16 protein-coding genes are annotated in these 15,786 nt (G+C 58.6%); 4 read left to right on the top strand and 12 right to left on the bottom strand.

Annotated elements, in window-relative coordinates; genetic code table 11:
- Nucleotides 1–105: 105 nt before the first annotated feature.
- Genes aroQ through aroF form a run of 7 tightly spaced genes read right to left on the bottom strand, consistent with a single transcriptional unit; the run spans nt 106 to nt 6,474 of the window.
- Nucleotides 106–552, bottom strand: a complete 447-nt coding sequence (gene aroQ / locus ACKQTC_RS04755; protein WP_408977290.1) for a type II 3-dehydroquinate dehydratase — start codon at nt 550–552, stop codon at nt 106–108.
- On the bottom strand, nt 524–1,765 hold the full coding sequence (locus ACKQTC_RS04750) for a shikimate kinase (protein WP_408977289.1): 1,242 nt from the start codon (nt 1,763–1,765) through the stop codon (nt 524–526). The genes aroQ and ACKQTC_RS04750 overlap by 29 nt, the downstream gene beginning before the upstream one ends.
- Nucleotides 1,759–2,034 (bottom strand): chorismate mutase, encoded by a 276-nt coding sequence (locus ACKQTC_RS04745; RefSeq protein WP_408977288.1) that lies wholly within the window; start codon nt 2,032–2,034, stop codon nt 1,759–1,761. Before ACKQTC_RS04745 ends, ACKQTC_RS04750 begins: the two co-directional genes overlap by 7 nt.
- Entirely contained in the window at nt 2,021–3,121 is a 1,101-nt protein-coding gene (gene aroC / locus ACKQTC_RS04740) for a chorismate synthase (RefSeq protein WP_408977287.1), read from the bottom strand. The genes ACKQTC_RS04745 and aroC overlap by 14 nt, the downstream gene beginning before the upstream one ends.
- On the bottom strand, nt 3,099–4,376 hold the full coding sequence (aroA, locus tag ACKQTC_RS04735) for a 3-phosphoshikimate 1-carboxyvinyltransferase (RefSeq protein ID WP_408977286.1): 1,278 nt from the start codon (nt 4,374–4,376) through the stop codon (nt 3,099–3,101). Before aroA ends, aroC begins: the two co-directional genes overlap by 23 nt.
- Nucleotides 4,373–5,458 carry a 3-dehydroquinate synthase gene (gene aroB / locus ACKQTC_RS04730; RefSeq protein WP_408977285.1) on the bottom strand — a complete coding sequence of 362 codons (1,086 nt, stop codon included), beginning with the start codon at nt 5,456–5,458 and terminating at the stop codon, nt 4,373–4,375. The genes aroA and aroB overlap by 4 nt, the downstream gene beginning before the upstream one ends.
- On the bottom strand, nt 5,458–6,474 hold the full coding sequence (gene aroF, locus ACKQTC_RS04725; RefSeq protein ID WP_408977284.1) for a 3-deoxy-7-phosphoheptulonate synthase: 1,017 nt from the start codon (nt 6,472–6,474) through the stop codon (nt 5,458–5,460). Before aroF ends, aroB begins: the two co-directional genes overlap by 1 nt.
- Before the next feature lie 125 nt (nt 6,475–6,599).
- Between aroF and ACKQTC_RS04720 the strand changes: the two genes are divergently transcribed.
- Nucleotides 6,600–6,752 carry a hypothetical protein gene (locus tag ACKQTC_RS04720; protein WP_408977283.1) on the top strand — a complete coding sequence of 51 codons (153 nt, stop codon included), beginning with the start codon at nt 6,600–6,602 and terminating at the stop codon, nt 6,750–6,752.
- Between the two features lie 51 nt (nt 6,753–6,803).
- On the opposite strand, the gene ACKQTC_RS04715 is transcribed toward ACKQTC_RS04720, so the two are convergent.
- The 5 genes from ACKQTC_RS04715 to ACKQTC_RS04695 all read right to left on the bottom strand — a co-directional run bounded on the left by ACKQTC_RS04715 (nt 6,804) and on the right by ACKQTC_RS04695 (nt 12,989).
- Nucleotides 6,804–8,309 carry an amino acid permease gene (locus ACKQTC_RS04715; RefSeq protein WP_408977282.1) on the bottom strand — a complete coding sequence of 502 codons (1,506 nt, stop codon included), beginning with the start codon at nt 8,307–8,309 and terminating at the stop codon, nt 6,804–6,806.
- 231 nt (nt 8,310–8,540) lie between these two features.
- Entirely contained in the window at nt 8,541–9,722 is a 1,182-nt protein-coding gene (locus ACKQTC_RS04710) for a M20 metallopeptidase family protein (protein ID WP_408977281.1), read from the bottom strand.
- Between the two features lie 287 nt (nt 9,723–10,009).
- Nucleotides 10,010–10,528: a hypothetical protein gene (locus tag ACKQTC_RS04705; RefSeq protein WP_408977280.1), complete on the bottom strand. Its 519-nt coding sequence runs from the start codon at nt 10,526–10,528 to the stop codon at nt 10,010–10,012.
- A 22-nt stretch (nt 10,529–10,550) separates the two neighbouring features.
- Entirely contained in the window at nt 10,551–11,558 is a 1,008-nt protein-coding gene (msrA, locus tag ACKQTC_RS04700; protein ID WP_408977279.1) for a peptide-methionine (S)-S-oxide reductase MsrA, read from the bottom strand.
- 15 nt (nt 11,559–11,573) lie between these two features.
- Nucleotides 11,574–12,989 carry an aminopeptidase gene (locus ACKQTC_RS04695; protein WP_408977278.1) on the bottom strand — a complete coding sequence of 472 codons (1,416 nt, stop codon included), beginning with the start codon at nt 12,987–12,989 and terminating at the stop codon, nt 11,574–11,576.
- Nucleotides 12,990–13,102: 113 nt separating this feature from the next.
- Between ACKQTC_RS04695 and ACKQTC_RS04690 the strand changes: the two genes are divergently transcribed.
- From ACKQTC_RS04690 to ACKQTC_RS04680, 3 genes are all read left to right on the top strand, one after another.
- On the top strand, nt 13,103–13,960 hold the full coding sequence (locus ACKQTC_RS04690; RefSeq protein WP_408977277.1) for a histidinol-phosphatase HisJ family protein: 858 nt from the start codon (nt 13,103–13,105) through the stop codon (nt 13,958–13,960).
- A gap of 24 nt (nt 13,961–13,984) precedes the next feature.
- Nucleotides 13,985–14,824: a sulfurtransferase gene (locus ACKQTC_RS04685; RefSeq protein ID WP_408977276.1), complete on the top strand. Its 840-nt coding sequence runs from the start codon at nt 13,985–13,987 to the stop codon at nt 14,822–14,824.
- A 292-nt stretch (nt 14,825–15,116) separates the two neighbouring features.
- Nucleotides 15,117–15,734 carry a TetR/AcrR family transcriptional regulator gene (locus ACKQTC_RS04680; RefSeq protein ID WP_408977275.1) on the top strand — a complete coding sequence of 206 codons (618 nt, stop codon included), beginning with the start codon at nt 15,117–15,119 and terminating at the stop codon, nt 15,732–15,734.
- Nucleotides 15,735–15,786: the final 52 nt, after the last annotated feature.

The raw sequence follows: 15,786 nt of genomic DNA, 5'->3' as shown, positions 1-15,786 counted from the left end.
AATCGATTAGGGCTAAGTTTGTCTATAAGCAAGGAGCTGTGCCGAATGATTTTATTCGTTCTGACACAGCCCCTTTTGCCATGCTTTTATGGGTCCCGGTCGGCCTTATTCAGCCGGCCGGTTTTTTAAGTAGTCGATGAGCCAGTGGAGGGCGTCGATGTAGCCCTGGATGCCCCGGCCCTTGATGGTATGGACACAGGCCGGGCGGACATAGCTTATCCGGCGGAAGGGTTCGCGGGTATCCGGGTCGGTGATGTGGACTTCTACGGTGGGGATGGCCACGGCTTTGAGGGCATCCAGGAGGGCCACGCTGGTGTGGGTATAGGCGGCGGGGTTAAAGATGATCCCATCTACCTGGCCATAGGCCTGGCCAATCCAGTCCACCAGCTGGCCCTCGTGGTTGGATTGGCGGATGGTGAGGTCAACGCCGGCGGCCCGGGCGGCTGTTTCGACCTGGTCACAAAGGGCCGGGTAGCTGGTCTGCCCGTAGAGGGCCGGTTCCCTTAAGCCGAGTAGGTTGAGGTTAGGGCCGTTCAAAACGAGTATCTGCAAAGAAATCCTCCTTAATGGCCGTCAGGGCGGCAGTGAAATCGGTACAGGAGAGGGTGCGGTCGGCAAAGGCTTCGTAGAGCGCCTGGCGGTTTGCCCAGAGCCGGTCCAGGGCCCGGCCCCCCTGGGACAGGGGGCGGTCATCGGTGGCCAGGTCGGCCAGGGGCCGGGTCAGGTGGTAGACCCGGCCATTCTGCCGGAGGAGGAGGTCATTTTCCGACCGGGTGACAATGCCGCCGCCACAGGCGATGACCTGGCCGCTCTCCTGGCCCACTTGGCGGGCCAGGTCGGTTTCCAGACGCCGGAAGGCCGCTTCCCCATGGCTGCGGATGTAGTCGCCGGCCGGGCCATGGGCTTGGGCAAAGGCGGCATCTAAGTCGACGAAGGGGCGGCCCAGGTCGGCGGCCAGGGCCTGGCCCAGGCTGGTCTTGCCCACGCCGGGCATACCGATGAGGATGATATTTTCACGTTCAGCCCGGAGCCGCTGGTAGATGGTGGCCACCTGGTCCACCAGTGGGGCCTGGCCGGTAAAGTAGCCATGAGCATAGACGGCCTGGGCCACCAACATGGCCAGGCCGCCCAGGGCCGGGATACCCAGCCTCTGGGCCTCATAGACCAGGGCCGTCCGCAGGGGGTTGTAGATGACGTCCAGGACCCCTTCCAACTGGGGAAAGTCCGCCGGGTGGACCAGGCCGGCCGGGGCCTGGGGGTACATACCGACCGGGGTGGTATTGATGATCCAACGGGCATCCCGGTGGGCGGGGAGGTCCGCATAGGAAATGCCGTCATGGCGGACAATATGTAGGATTTCACCGGCTCCCCGGTCTGCGAGGACGGCGTGGGCCGTCTTGGCGGTACCGCCGCCGCCCAGGATGAGGCACTTTTTTCCGGCCACATCGCCGGCCAGGGCGTCCAGGAGGTAGGCCAGGCCGTCAAAGTCGGTGTTGTGGCCCATCCAGCGGCCGTCGGCATTCCGGACCAGGCTGTTGACGGCGCCAATGGCCCGGGCGGCAGGGCTTTCCTCAGCCAGGTAGGGCCGGACGGCCTCCTTATAGGGGATGGTGACATTGAGGGCATCCAAGTCCGGCCGGCTTAAAAAAGTAGCCAGGTCATCCGGAGCCACTTCAAAGAGCTGGTAGTTGTCATTGCCCAGCATGGCATGGATGGCCGGCGAATAGCTGTGGCCCAGTTTTTCCCCCAGAAGACCGGTCAGCATGACGGATCCTCGCCCAGGAGGTCCTCCTGGAGCTGGCGGGAAATGGCAAAGAGCCCCTCGTAAAAGGCCCGAACGGCGGCCTGGTCCCGGCCGGCCCGGTCGGCCATGTCAGCCAGGATGGCCTCTTCCCGGTCCCGGTTGAGAATGGGCAGCTGGTGGGCCTTTTTATAGGCAGCCACTTCTCGGGCACAGTCCAGCCGGTCTAAAAAGAGGGGGAGGAGGGCGGCGTCTATTTCATTGATTTTTTGACGGATATCATCTAGGGACATGGCAGGCTCCTTTATCGTAGAGTAGGTCTAAGAGGACGATGGCGGTGACCGCCTCCACCACCGGAATGGCCCGGATGGCGATGCAGGGGTCGTGCCGGCCGGCGATGGTCAGCTTTTCAGGCTGACCGGTGGAGAGGCGGACACTATCCTGGGCCCGGGCAATGGAGGGGGTGGGCTTGAAGGCCACCTGACTGATGATGGGGAGACCGGTGGAAATCCCGCCGAGGACGCCACCGGCCCGGTTGGTCCGAGGGCGGATTTGACCGTCCTCCAGGTCATAGGGGTCGTTATGGACACTGCCCCGCATGGCGCAGGCATCGAAGCCGGCGCCGAAGGCGATCCCCCGGACCCCGGGAATGGCGAAGATGGCCCCGGCCAGCCGGTTTTCCAGGCCATCGGCCATGGGGTTGCCCAGGCCCTGGGGGAGGCCGACTGCGGCACATTCAACCAGGCCGCCGACGGAGTCGCCATCGGCCCGGACCTGGGCCAGGAGGTCTTCAGCCGCCTGCCGGGCCGCTTCATCAGCGATGCCCATGGGGGCGGTTCGTAGGCTTTCCAGGTCCCGGGCAGTGACCGACCGGGCATCGACCGGCGGGGCCTTGACGTCCCCAACCTGGATGAGGTGGGCGCCCACCTCGATGCCGTAGTCTTTCAGGGCCCCGGCACAGATGGCCCCGGCCAAGACCAGGGGGGCGGTGAGCCGGCCGGAAAAGTGGCCGCCGCCCCGCATATCGGCATGGCCGCCGTACTTGACCTGGGCATTGTAGTCGGCATGAGAGGGCCGGGGCAGGTCGGCTAAAGTAGCATAGTCCTTGGACCGGGTGTCGGTATTGGGAATGATAGCGCAGAGGGGGCTCCCGGTGGTACGGTCTCGGTAGACCCCACTGAGGTACTGGGGCTGGTCCGGTTCCCGGCGCTGGGTGACATGGCGGCCACTGCCCGGGGCCCGGCGGGCCATCTGCCGGCCGATGGCCTCATGGTCCAAGGGAATCCCGGCCGGGAGGCCGTCGATAACCAGGCCAATGGCCGGGCCATGGCTTTCGCCGAAGACTTGGACCTGGATATTATGGCCGATGCGAGATGACATGATAGTGACCTCCTAAGTGGGCAAAATCGTCAAAAAAAGCAGGGTAGGACTTGTTGATGGCCTGGGCCTGGTCAATGACCACCGGCCCCTGGCCGGCACAGGCCGCCAGGATGGCCCCGCTCATGACCATTCGGTGGTCGCCATGGCCTTGAACCTGGCCGGGGGTCACCGGGTCGCCGGTGACCTGTAGGCTGTCGGGCCCCTCCTGGACCGAGACGCCCAGGCCCGACAAGAGGTCAGCGGTGGCCTGGAGCCGGTCGCTTTCCTTTAAGCGAAGGCGGCCGGCGTTTTTAAAGCTGGTCGTCCCCTTGGCACAGGCGGCCACCATGGCCAGGATGGGGACCAGGTCCGGAATCTGGCTGACATCCAGGGAAATAGCGGCCAAGTGACCGGGGCTGACGGTGATGGCCCCGTTGTCCTGGCGGACATGGGCCCCGAAGGCCGCTAAAATATCTAAAATGGCCCGGTCTCCCTGCCGGCTGTCTAGGTCCAGGCCGGTCAGAGTGACCGGTTGGCCGATGGCCCCGGCCGCCAAGAAGAAGGCGGCATTGGACCAGTCCCCTTCAATGGTGATGGGCGCTTCCGGCGCTCGGTAGCAGGCCCCTTTTTGAACGGTATAGGTTGATCCTGTGCAGGAAACAGTGACCCCGTAGTCTGCCATGGCATCCAGGGTCATAGCCACATAACCTTCCGATTCAAGGGGGCCCTCGATGGTCAGGGTCAAGCCCTCGGCCAGGAGGGGGGCCATGAGCAAGAAGGCACTGATGTACTGGGAGCTGACATCCCCCGGTAGGGTGACCTGCCGGCCGGTAAAGGCGCCGGAAAGGCTCAGGGGGAGGGTATCAGCGCTGACCTGGCAGCCCCCCCGACGGAGGGCCTCGGTCAGGTCCTTGAGGGGGCGGTCCGGGAGCCGGCCGCTGCCGGTAATCTCAGCTGAAAGGCCCAAGGCAGCGACCAGGGGGAGGAGAAAGCGGCAGGTGGTCCCGCTTTCCCGGCAGTCCAGCCGGACCGGGTGGTCAGTCCTCGACTTGGGAATGGGGGTCACGATAAAGCCCTGGTCCGTCGGGGTAAAAGAGGCCCCGAGGGCGGCCAGGACATCCATGCTGGCCTGCATATCCTCGGAGATAACCGGGCAAACCAGGCTGCTGGGGCCATCGGCCAGGGCGGCGCAAAATAAGTAACGGTGCATCATGGACTTGCTGGGCATGGCCGCCAGGGTCCCGGCTAGGGGGAATGGCGTAATTTCTACCTTCATGACAAGCCTCCCTTTTCTAAAAATCCCGGTAAATCAGTGTAGCTGACCGGGTAGTCGATACAAGACCCAATGGCCACCGGTAAAATCCACCGGACCCCGCCGGCAGTGGCCTTCTTGTCCCGCTGGATGGCCTCGAGCAGGGTTGCCCGGTCATAGCCGGTGGTGACCGGGAGCCCATGAGCGGTCAGAACCCGGATAATCCGGTCACCGTCTTCAGGCGAGAGCCGGCCCAGGTTGACGGCCACCCGGCTGATAAAGGCCAGGCCGATGGCAACGGCATGGCCATGGGCAATGGCATGACCGCTGGCCTGCTCAATGGCGTGGGCCAGGGTATGGCCCAGGTTCAAGTGGGCCCGGATGCCCCTTTCACAGGGGTCGGCCTCGACATAGCGGATCTTATGGCCTACTGCCCGGGCCAGGACCGCCGTCAAGTCCGGGCTGGTCCCGGTCAGGGGGCCTGCCTCCAGGCGGTCGAAGAGGGCCGGGTCAGTGAGGACAGCTGTTTTAACCAGTTCGGCCAGGCCGTTTTGCCAGTCCGTCTGGCTGAGGCTGGCCAGGGTCTCTGTCGGGCAGAAGACCGCCAGGGGCTGCTTGAAGGCCCCGACCAGGTTTTTCCCGGCTGGGAGGTTCAGAGCCGTTTTCCCACCGACAGAGGCATCCAGGGCCGCCAATAAGGTCGTCGGCACCTGGACCATCCGGATCCCTCGGACATAAGAGGCCGCCGCAAAGCCGGCTAAGTCGCCGATGACCCCGCCGCCCAGGGCCAGGACCAGGTCATCCCGGTGGACCTTTTCAGCCGCCCACCGGTTCATCAGGTCCGTCCAGACCGGGATGGTCTTGCTCTTCTCACCAGGTGGGACCAGGTCAGTGGCTACCTGGTAGCCGGCGGCCCTTAAGCCGGCCACCAGGTCTCCTCCATAGAGGGCGAAGACCCTTTCGTCACTGACCAGGCGGACCTGGCGGGGTGGGGCGACCAGGCCGCTGATGGCTGCGGGCAGGTCTGCCAGGGCCAGGCCCAGGTTAACCTCATAGCTGGGGTCTGTCCCGACCGGCAAGACCCTTTTTTCGCTTAGCCCTGCCATCAGCGTAAATGGTCCCGGCAGTAAGCGTGAAGCCCCTTCAGGTCCGCAGCCAGCCGGCTGTATTCGCTGGGGTGGAGGGACTGGGGACCGTCACAGAGGGCCTTTTCCGGATCATTGTGGACCTCAATCATGACCCCGTCAGCACCGGCAGCCACAGCAGCCTGGGCCAGGGGCCGGACCAGGTCATGTTTACCGGCAGCATGGCTGGGGTCGATGATGATGGGCAGGTGGGTCTTCTGGCGGAGGACCGGAATGGCGGAAATATCCAGGGTATTCCGGGTGCCGGTTTCGAAGGTTCGGATGCCCCGCTCACAGAGGATGATGTTTTCATTGCCGTTGCTCATCAGGTACTCCGCACTCATGAGCCATTCCTCATAGGTGGCCGCCAGGCCCCGTTTTAAGAGAATGGGCTTATCAATCTTACTGAGCGCTTTGAGTAAGGCGAAGTTCTGCATATTCCGGGCGCCGACCTGGAGGATGTCCACCTCTTCGAAATAGGGGAGGTCGGCCAGGTCCATGATTTCAGAAATGATCGGCAGGCCGCTGGCCTTTTTGGCCTCTAAGAGGAGCTCAATCCCGTCCGGGCCCAGGCCCTGGAAGGCGTAGGGGGAGGTTCTGGGCTTGAAGGCCCCACCCCGGAGAATTTGGGCACCGGCGGCCTTAACATCGGCGGCCAGGGTCCGCATCTGCTCCTTGCTTTCTACAGAGCAGGGGCCGGCGATGAGGCAGAGCTGGTCCCCGCCGCCAATGACCGCATCCCCAACCCGGATGACCGTATCTTCCGGATGCATCCGGCGGTTTACCCGTTTGTAGGGCTCAGACACCCGGGTGACCTTGGCCGTCAGGGGGTTCGCCTGGAGCCGGTTAATGTCTACATTTGATGTATCCCCAACCAAGCCAACGACGGTTCTCTCTACCCCTTCGATGGGATGAATCATCAGGCCTAAGGCTTCTAATTCCTCGAAAAGGGCCTTTTTTTCTTGTTCAGAAGTACCGTCTTTTAAATGTATAATCATTCTATTTCTCCTTTGTTTGGTCTTTGAGTATATGCACTTTGTTCTTTTCCCGGGTAAGAAAAAAATAACCACAAAAAAGCCCCGCAGAGGGTACACCTCTGCGGGGCCTGTTAGTGCAAATCACTATGCTGCTAACAAATAGCCTGCCCACTGCCGGGGTAACCCAAATAAGCCTTGCCAAAAAAGGCAAAGCTAAAGGTAAAGATATTGGCGTGAGCTTGCTTGGACAACATAGAAATCACCTGGCTAAAGTAATGCAAATGCATTATCATGGTTAAATTTTTATCTAGCTTAACACAGGGGGATGCATTTGTAAAGGCATAATTTTTTTATTCTTCCATCTTGTGGTCCTGGTTTAAGTCCACCTGCTTGAGGGGGATTAGCTTGCCTCCAAACTTAATCTTATGATAGAGGAAGACCACGATAAAGACCGGAATCCCTAAGTAGGTGGTGGCCAGCTGGCGGAGGTTGATTTCACCTTCCAAGAGGGCCGTATCCTGTCCAATAATGACAATGGTGCAGAGGAAGAGGGCGAAAATCGGCCCAAAGGGGAAGAGCTTGGCCCGGTAGACCAGGTCATCCAAGTCCCGGCCCTGGGCCAGGTAGGCCTTCCGAAACCGGTAGTGGCTTAGAGCAATCCCCAACCAGGCAATAAAGCCCGTTAGCCCACTGGCCGCAATGATGTACTCATAAGCATTGGGAGAGCCCAGCTGCATGAGGAAGACCACAACCACCATGACCAGGGTCAGGTAGAGGGCATTGCGGGGGGTGCCGGCCTTGTTGACCTTGGCAAAGGTCTTAGGGGCCATGCCACTTTCCGCCATAGCATGGAGCATCCGGGTCGAAGCATAAAAGCCCGAGTTCCCAGCCGAGAGGATAGAAGTCAGGATGACCGCATTCATGACACTGGCGGCCATGGCTAGGCCCACCTTCTCGAAGACAATGGTAAAGGGCGACTTGGCAATTTCAGAAATATCCTGGGCCCCGAGCAAGTCCGGGCTGGTATAAGGGATAATCAAGCCGATAATGGCAATAGAGAAAATATAGAAGATCAGGATCCGCCAGAAGACCTGGTTGACCGCCTTAGGAATACTTCTTTCCGGGTCTTCCGATTCACCGGCAGCAATCCCGATGAGCTCCGTCCCCTGGAAGGAATACCCGGCAATAAGGAAGACCCCCAAAGCCGCCAAGAACTTACTGGACCAGTGGCTGGTAGAGCCCACAAAGGGCGCATCGCCCACAAACCAGTTCTTTAAGCCGATGTATTCACCGCCAAAAATCCCCAAAATAGTCAGGACCCCGACAAAGATAAAGATAACGACCGTAACCACCTTAATCAGGGAAAACCAGTACTCAGACTCCCCGTAAGCCCGAACAGAAAGCATATTCAGGCCCACAATCACAGCCAGGAAAATCAGGCTCCAGGCCATGGGCGGTAAAAAACGCAAGGGCTCCCAGTAGCTAAAAATAAGAGCCGATAGACTGACATCCGCCGCCACCGTAATAACCCAGTTGAGCCAGTAATTCCAGCCCAGGGCAAAGCCAATCGAGGGGTGGACAAAGCGGGAGGCGTAAGCACTAAAGGACCCGCTGATGGGCAAATAAGTCGCCATTTCCCCCAAAGAAGTCATTAAGAAATACACCATAATACCAATGCAGGCATAAGCCAGCAGGGCCCCACCGGGTCCCGCCGAATGGACAGCCTGGCCACTGGTCATAAAGAGGCCACTGCCGATACAGCCGCCAATGGCAATCATAGATAAATGGCGGGTTTTCAAGGCCCGCTTAACACTTGTCCGGGGACTCCCTTCACCGCCTGAATGCGATTGTGACATAATATACCTCCTGAAAGGGTCTCTGCCCTGATAATTTATCCTTTTTATTATACAGAAACTTCTCTGTTTTGTCTTGTTAAAAACCTTGTAAAAAAAGGAATTCCACCGGGTAGGTAAAAAGTGGGCCAGGGGCGGTTTAGGTTCTTTGATATCCCTTGGCAGCTGGTAGAGCCGGCTTTTAGGCAGGAGAGCCCCTGGCTTTGAAGCCTGGTTGTAGATTTTTTGCTTGTCTTAGGCTTCTATGGCGACGGCGGTGAAGACGGCGGCGCCGATGGGGAGGGCGTCTTCATTTAAGACGACCTTGGGGTTATGGAGGATATTGCAGTCCTGGCTATTGGCGGACCGGGAGCCGATTCGCAGGAAGGCGGCGGGGACTTGGGCGGCGACGAGGGCGAAGTCTTCGGAGGCGTTGAGGAGGCCGCCTTCTTCCAGGCTGAGCCGGTGGGCACTGCCGGCGGCTTCTTCGGCGCTGTTGATGGCTTGGAGGGCGCCTTTTAACTGGCGGACCCGGTCGGGGGCGGTGACGTTGGCCGGGACGCTATAGTCCCAGGTCACCTGGGCAGTGCCGCGGAAGCTTTCGGCGGTGAGCCGGCTGACGGCCTCTAGCCGGTCTTTGAGGAAGGCCCGGACGTCGGGATCCATGGCCCGGAGGGTGCCGGTCAGGCTGGCCTGGTCGGGGATGATGTTGCCGGTGGTGCCGGCGTTGAAGGTGCCGATGGTCAGGAGGGCCTCGGTTTGGTAGTTGATTTCCCGGGCGATGAGGGTTTGCAGGGCCAGGTGGAGGTGGGCGCCGATATTAATCGGGTCGACCCCTTCCTGGGCGGAGGCCCCATGGCAGCCCTGGCCCTGGATGGTGATGGTAAAGCCGTCTACCGAGGGCATGAAGGGGCCTTCGGTTAGGGCGACGGTGCCCACCGGGAGGGTGGGCATATTGTGGACGGCGAAGGCATAGTCGACCTGGTTGTCGGCCAGGATCCCGTCATCAATCATGGACTGGGCGCCGGCAAAGATTTCTTCCGCGGGCTGGAACATAAAGACGATTTTCTGCCGGAGGTCCTTTTCGTGGGCCTTTAAGAGTTGGGCGGCGCCCAGGAGCATGGTGGTATGGAGGTCGTGGCCGCAGCCATGGCTGACGCCGGGTTTTTCTGAGGCAAAGGGCAGGCCGCTTTCCTCTGTCTGCTCCAGGGCGTCCATGTCCGCTCGGAGGAGGAGGGTCTTGTTGCCCTGGCCCAGGCTGGCGGTGACCCCATTTTTCCCGCAGGGCTTGGGGTTATAGCCCATGGCCTTTAACTGGTCACTGACATAGGCGGCGGTTTCTTTGGTGTCCAAGCCCACTTCCGGCTGGCGGTGGATATGGCGCCGCCACTGGACCATTTGCTCTTTTAGGGCCTGGGCTTCTTCTAAGTAACGCATAAGGACCTCCTTGTATTTATTCGCAAAAGGTGTAAGAAACAATAAAAACCGGAGATTGGAATTCCAACCTCCGGCCCGCACCGGTCTAAAGGTAACTTCCGGCGCTGGAGTTTTTGCTTTTGCCTGGGGCAAAAGCCTGGCAAGTCACTAGTCCTTATAATAAATCGTCAATCGTAACATGTCATCAAGTAAACAATCGTAACAACCGGGAGTGCGTACGTTTTGTTGTCTCTAGGAATATCCGGGTTCGTTGTTTAAATGTTAGTGTTCTTGCCGACCAAAGACCCTTACTTCTTCTTCTCCAGGGTCTTTAAATTCACTTCAATTTCCGTCAAGGCATTGGACTGGTCGATGGCCAGGGAAATCTGGTTGACTTCATCCCGGAGGTCTGTTACGACCTCGAGGATTTGATTATAGCCGGGCAGGCCGTATTCCACCAGGCCAACGCCATTTTCAGCGGTATAATTGGCGCCCGGGGCGTTATGGATGCTGGCCAAGGGCTCTAAAAGGCGGAGCCGGCGGCGTTTGGCGGTCACTTCATTGAGGAGGTGGCCGGTGCCGGACTCGCGGTTCTTTTGGTCAATGGCATCTTGCAGGGTCAGGTAGTCCTCTTCCAGGGCCTTCATTCTTTTGAGGGCATTGGCAACAATGGCTTCCTGCTTGCTGGTATCTGCAGGCGGCCCCTGGTTCACGGATAGGGGGTAGTTGTGGAATTGGACAATGGCATTCTTGGTCCGGTCCATCTCTGTCTTGAGCTGGCTCAATTGAAAGATGGCTGCCTGCATGGTCATGGTCATCTTGGCCATATCATCACCTCATTATTATGAATTAGTTACTATCCTCTTGGTCTTCTTCGAAGAGGGGGATTAAATCACTATAGCCTTCCTGGGCCATTTCCCTTAAGGGGATAAAGCGGGTGGCGTAGCCGTTGATGCAGTAGCGGAGGCCGCCGGCCTCCCGGGGCCCATCCGGGAAGACGTGGCCCAGGTGGGCGTCACCAACCCGGCTCCGGACTTCGGTCCGGACCATGCCCAGGGAGTGGTCGTCATGGTTGGTCACCAGGGCCTCGTCCAGGGGCTTGGTAAAGCTGGGCCAGCCACAGCCGGCGTTGTACTGGTCGAGGCTGGAAAAGAGGGGCTCTCCGGTGGTGATATCCACATAGATACCGGGCTCCTGGGCGCCGGCGTGTAAGGGGTGACTGAAGGGGCCTTCGGTGGCCGCGTCCTGGGTAATCCGGTAGGAAAGGGGGGAGAGCTTTTCTTTCAAATAGCTGCCGCTGGGCTTGTGGTAGCGGCGGGGGTCCAGGGAGCTGGTCACCACTTCCGGTGGCCCGGCCTTTACTTCATTATAGAAGGCTTGAGGAATATGGCAATAGCCGCCGGGATTTTTTTCCAGGTAGTCCTGGTGGTAGTCTTCGGCGGAATAGTAGTTTTTCAGGGAGAGGACTTCAACCACCAGGGGCTTTTCGTAGCGGCCTGCTTGGGCGGCGACAAAGGCCCGGACCCGGTCTAAGAGGGCCTCATCCCGGCTGTAGATTCCGGTCCGGTATTGGCTGCCGATGTCGGCCCCCTGGCGGTTGAGGCTGGTGGGGTCAATGATCCGGAAAAAGCCGGTGAGGACTTGTTCCAGGGAGAGGCTATCCGGGTCATAATCCACCCGGACGGTTTCAGCGGCCCCGGTGCGGCCGCTACAGACGGCCTCATAGCTGGGCCCTTCGACCCGGCTTTGGGCATAGCCGACGTCTGTATCCTGGACGCCGGGCATGAGCTTGAAATAATGTTCAACGCCCCAAAAACAACCACCGGCTAAGTAAATGCGTTCTGTTTTTGCTGGCATGGGGACCACCTTTCTTTACTGGGCCAGGAAGGCCTGGTAGGCCCGCATGGTCATGTAGCAGTCGGCCTTGGCGGCCAGTTCGATGGGGGCGTGCATGGAGAGCATGGGGACGCCACAGTCTACCACTTCGGCGCCCCGGTTGGCCAGGATATAGGCGATGGTGCCACCGCCACCCTGGTCGACCTTGCCCAACTCACCCATCTGCCAGAGGACGCCGGCGTCATCGAAGATTTTGCGGATGTCCTGTAAAAATTCAGCATTGGCATCGTTGGACCCGCTCTTGCCCCGGGCCCCGGTGTATTTATTGATGGAGACACCGCGGCCGATGAAGGCGGTGTTCCGCTTGTCCATAACTTCCGGGAAAGTGGGGTCCAGGGCGGCGGTTACATCCCCGGAGAGGACCCGGCTCTGGCTCAGGGTCCGGCGGAGGTCCAGCTCCCTGCCTCCGGTTAGGTTGAGGAGCTCGGCCAGGGCGTTTTCGAAGAAGATGGCACCCATGCTGGTATTGCCGACAGAGCCAATTTCTTCCTTATCAACCAGGAGGGCGGCTGCCCAGCGGCTGGGGGTTTCTTTCATGTTTAAGAGGCCGTCGACGGCGGCAAAGGCGCAGGACCGGTCATCGTGGCCATGGGCCGCAATCATGGACCGGTCCAGGCCCACTTCCCGGGCCCGGCCGGCCGGGACGAGTTCTAATTCGGCTAAGAGGAGGTCTTTTTCCACCAGGCCATAGCGGTCGTGGAGGAGGCTTAAGAGCCGGGCCTTGACCGGGTCTTTGACCTCTTCACCCGCCTCGTCGATGAGGGGTTCCAGGCCAAAGACAGCGTTTAACTGCTCACCGGTCACCCCTTCGGCCAGGGTCTTGGCATTCTGATCCTTGCCCAGGTGGGGGAGGAGGTCGGTGATATAGAAGACCGGGTCATCGGGGTTATCGCCGATGTTGATGGTGACCTCTGTCCCGTCTTCCCGGTAGGCAATCCCGTGGAGGGCCAGGGGGAGGCAGGTCCATTGGTACTTTTTAATGCCCCCGTAGTAGTGGGTCTTGAGGAGGCCCAGGCCCCCGTCTTCATAGAGGGGGTGGCTCTTCAAGTCCAGGCGGGGGGCGTCAATATGGCTGCCCACGATGTCCAAGCCGGCGGTTAAGGGCTCAGTGCCGGGCATAAAGAGGACGACAGCCTTGTTCTTGTGGTTTAAGTAAAAGCCTTGGCCGGCCTTGGGGGCCTCGCCGGCTTTGATGATATCGTCAAAGGACCGGTAGCCGGCCTCCTGGGCCAGGCGGATGATGGTCTTGGCCGCTTCCCGTTCGGTTTTGGCCGCATCTAAAAACTGCATATACCGGTCGGCATATTGTTTCATGTCTTCTTTTTCTTGGGCGTTAATATGGTCCCAAACTGAATTGATTTTATATTCATGTTCCATAAAAGAATCCTCCATTCTACACTACCTATCTTTATACCCAAGTCTTTCCAAAATTATTTGCCAATTGGGGGGGACTTCAGTATCATTGTAAGTAGATACAGACGAGTGCTAAGAAAGGACGTGTAAGCATGCTGGTAGAGACCCACTGCCATTCGGCAGCCTTTTCGCCGGATGCCCGGCAGACCCTGGAGGAGTTGATTGCCGGGGCCCAGGCCCGGGGCTTTGAGGCCCTGGTCTTGACCGACCACTATGACAAGAACTATTTTTCGGATGGGTCCACAGACCAGGTGACCCCCCTGGGCCAGCCGCCGGAAGCCGGGGAATGGATTTTTGACCTGGACCTGTATGCCGACACCGTCCGCCGGGCCCGGGCCGACTTTCCCGGCCTCCTTTTGGGGATTGAAATCGGCTACCGGCCGGAATTGGCCGAGGCCCTGACCCCCTTCCTGGCCCCCTATGGCTTTGACCAGGTCCTGGGCTCCATCCATGCCATTATGGGCCAGGACCTGGGCGCCCGCCGGGACCACCCCCTCTATGACCTACCCAAGCAGGCGGCCTATGAAAGGGTCCTGGAGGCCCATCTTGACATGGTGACCTCAGCCTTCCGCTTCCAGGTCATGACCCACTTTGACTACCTGACCCGGTATGCCCCCTACCCGGACCCTTCCATCACTTACGCCCCTTTTGCCGACCACTTCGACACCCTGTTCAAGGCCCTCATTGAGCGAGACATCGCCCTGGAAATCAACCTGCGGACCCGGTACAAGAGCTTTGACCAAACCGGCCGGGACCCGGGCCTCTGTGACCCGGCTATCCTGCGCCGCTACCGGGACCTGGGTGGTGAGCTCATTACCCTGGCCGGCGATGCCCACCAGCCGGCAGACCTGGGCCGGTTTATGCCGGAAGCCAAGGCCGAGCTCAAGGCCCTGGGCTTTCAATCCGGCTACTATTTTAAAGCCGGTCAGCCCATCCGCTACGCCTTATAGGCCCTTATGAGAGGAGAAAAAACCATGGATTTATTTATTACAGCTGAAGCCCTAAGGGATCACTTCGATGAAGTAACGGTCTTTGACCTGCGCTTCCTCCTGGAAGACCTCTCCTACCACCGGGTGGTCTATGAAGAAGGACATATTCCCGGGGCCTTTTACCTGGACTTTGAAGATGACCTGTCCGACCCCAAGGGGGACTTCGGCGGCGACCACCCCTTCCTCCTACCGGAAGACTTTGCCCGCCTCTTAGAAGGCTTTGGCCTCAAAGACGACAGCACCGTCGTCCTCTATGATGAAGAATCCCTGATGAGTGCCGCCCGCTTTATCTACCAGAGCCAGTTTGCCGGCCTGTCTATTAAAATCCATATCCTCAAGGGGGGCTATGGGGCCTGGCTGGCCGCCGGCGGCGAAGAAGAAACCGCCATCCCCAAGGCGCCGGGTGGGGGCCACTTATCCATCCAGCCTCGGCCGGACCTTATCTGCAAGCAGGATACAGTCAAAGAAAAAATGGATGACCCGACCAGCCTCTTAATCGATAGCCGGGCCCCCCAGCGCTACCTGGGCCAGGTGGAACCCCGCTACCGGATTGCCGGCCACATCCCCGGGGCCGTCAATTACTTCTTTAAAGACGTCATCGCTGAAGATGGCGGCCTAAAAGACCGGGCCTACCTGGAAGACCACTTCGCCGGCCTGGATAAGTATGACGACATCATCCTGTCCTGCGGCAGCGGCGGCAGTGCCTGCGTCAACAGCCTGGCCCTCCAGGCCCTAGGCATCCCCCACCGGCTCTATAACGGCAGCTACAGCGAATGGGTCGCCAACCCGGATAACCCCGTCAACACCGGGGAAGAGGGGAAGTAAGTGACCTTGAGGGGGCCGTCAAGGGGCAGGGCTCGTGCTGACGTCCGGCTTTATTGACGTTAGGGTCACTTCCTGTAGAAAAGTCATGTAGCTGACTTGACCGCATCAGAGGGATATACGAAACAAATCAAGTCCTTCCTCATTTTTGAGGAGGGACTTGATTTGTTTAGAAGGTATTTAAAAAAGACCCCTTATGCACTTATAGGTAGCCGGAGGGGGAAGGGGGTTGACAAGTTAGTTGTCCTTAGGTAACATTGTCATTGAACGAGCGTCGGTCAGGAGGCGGTGAGTTTTGTCTCAAAGAACTATAAAAGCACCGGAAGAAAGAAGAAAGGAACTCATAGAAGTTGCTTCTCATTTATTTGATAAACATGGCTATGAGAAGGTATCTGTGCGTGACATCTTATCCGAAGTGAATGGCGCTCCCGGGATGTTCTATTACTATTTCAAATCAAAAGAAGATATTTTCTTAGCCTGCATGGAAAACTATTTTAACAATAAGTTAAGAGCTAAGTTGGACCTCCTTCAGAATAAAGAAATTGCTTATGAAGAGCGTGTAAGGCTGGTAAGAGACCTTATTGTAAAAGATATTGGTCAGTTTACAACTAGGTATCATTTTTCAACAAACCATTCAATAACCGACCACTCGTATCGCTTGTGGGAGTTAACCCATTACGTTGGGAAGCTTATAGATGCTTATTCTGAATTTATCCTTGAGGGTCTTGAGGATGGCTGGATAGAGAATAAGATGGGGATCAATCGAGAAAATGTCAAAAGTTTTGCAGCCTTTATTTTGTATGGTGCGATGGGAACCATTTATACGGATGCTATTAATAAAGGTGAAAATAAAACCTATTCAAATGAGGCCTTTGAAATTATCAACGTCCTCTTTCCAAGAGGCCAGTCATGAAAATTTAATACCTGTTCTTTAACAAGGAAAACACCAAGTGTGTTTTCCTTGT

The organism is Peptococcus simiae, assembly GCF_046097595.1.
In the GTDB taxonomy this organism is placed as follows: Bacteria; Bacillota; Peptococcia; order Peptococcales; family Peptococcaceae; genus Peptococcus; species Peptococcus simiae.
This window is presented reverse-complemented; position numbering and strand designations above follow the sequence as displayed.

Bases quoted from the DNA above. Each gene is read 5' to 3' on its own strand.
- ACKQTC_RS04745 (WP_408977288.1), bottom strand. From the start codon at position 2,034: ATGTCCCTAGATGATATCCGTCAAAAAATCAATGAAATAGACGCCGCC.
- ACKQTC_RS04715 (WP_408977282.1), bottom strand. From the start codon at position 8,309: ATGTCACAATCGCATTCAGGCGGTGAAGGGAGTCCCCGGACAAGTGTT.
- ACKQTC_RS04695 (WP_408977278.1), bottom strand. From the start codon at position 12,989: ATGGAGGATTCTTTTATGGAACATGAATATAAAATCAATTCAGTTTGG.
- msrA (WP_408977279.1), bottom strand. From the start codon at position 11,558: ATGCCAGCAAAAACAGAACGCATTTACTTAGCCGGTGGTTGTTTTTGG.
- ACKQTC_RS04720 (WP_408977283.1), top strand. From the start codon at position 6,600: ATGCTGCTAACAAATAGCCTGCCCACTGCCGGGGTAACCCAAATAAGC.
- aroF (WP_408977284.1), bottom strand. From the start codon at position 6,474: ATGATTATACATTTAAAAGACGGTACTTCTGAACAAGAAAAAAAGGCC.
- aroC (WP_408977287.1), bottom strand. From the start codon at position 3,121: ATGTCATCTCGCATCGGCCATAATATCCAGGTCCAAGTCTTCGGCGAA.
- ACKQTC_RS04690 (WP_408977277.1), top strand. From the start codon at position 13,103: ATGCTGGTAGAGACCCACTGCCATTCGGCAGCCTTTTCGCCGGATGCC.
- ACKQTC_RS04705 (WP_408977280.1), bottom strand. From the start codon at position 10,528: ATGGCCAAGATGACCATGACCATGCAGGCAGCCATCTTTCAATTGAGC.
- aroB (WP_408977285.1), bottom strand. From the start codon at position 5,458: ATGGCAGGGCTAAGCGAAAAAAGGGTCTTGCCGGTCGGGACAGACCCC.
- aroA (WP_408977286.1), bottom strand. From the start codon at position 4,376: ATGAAGGTAGAAATTACGCCATTCCCCCTAGCCGGGACCCTGGCGGCC.
- ACKQTC_RS04750 (WP_408977289.1), bottom strand. From the start codon at position 1,765: ATGCTGACCGGTCTTCTGGGGGAAAAACTGGGCCACAGCTATTCGCCG.
- ACKQTC_RS04710 (WP_408977281.1), bottom strand. From the start codon at position 9,722: ATGCGTTACTTAGAAGAAGCCCAGGCCCTAAAAGAGCAAATGGTCCAG.
- ACKQTC_RS04685 (WP_408977276.1), top strand. From the start codon at position 13,985: ATGGATTTATTTATTACAGCTGAAGCCCTAAGGGATCACTTCGATGAA.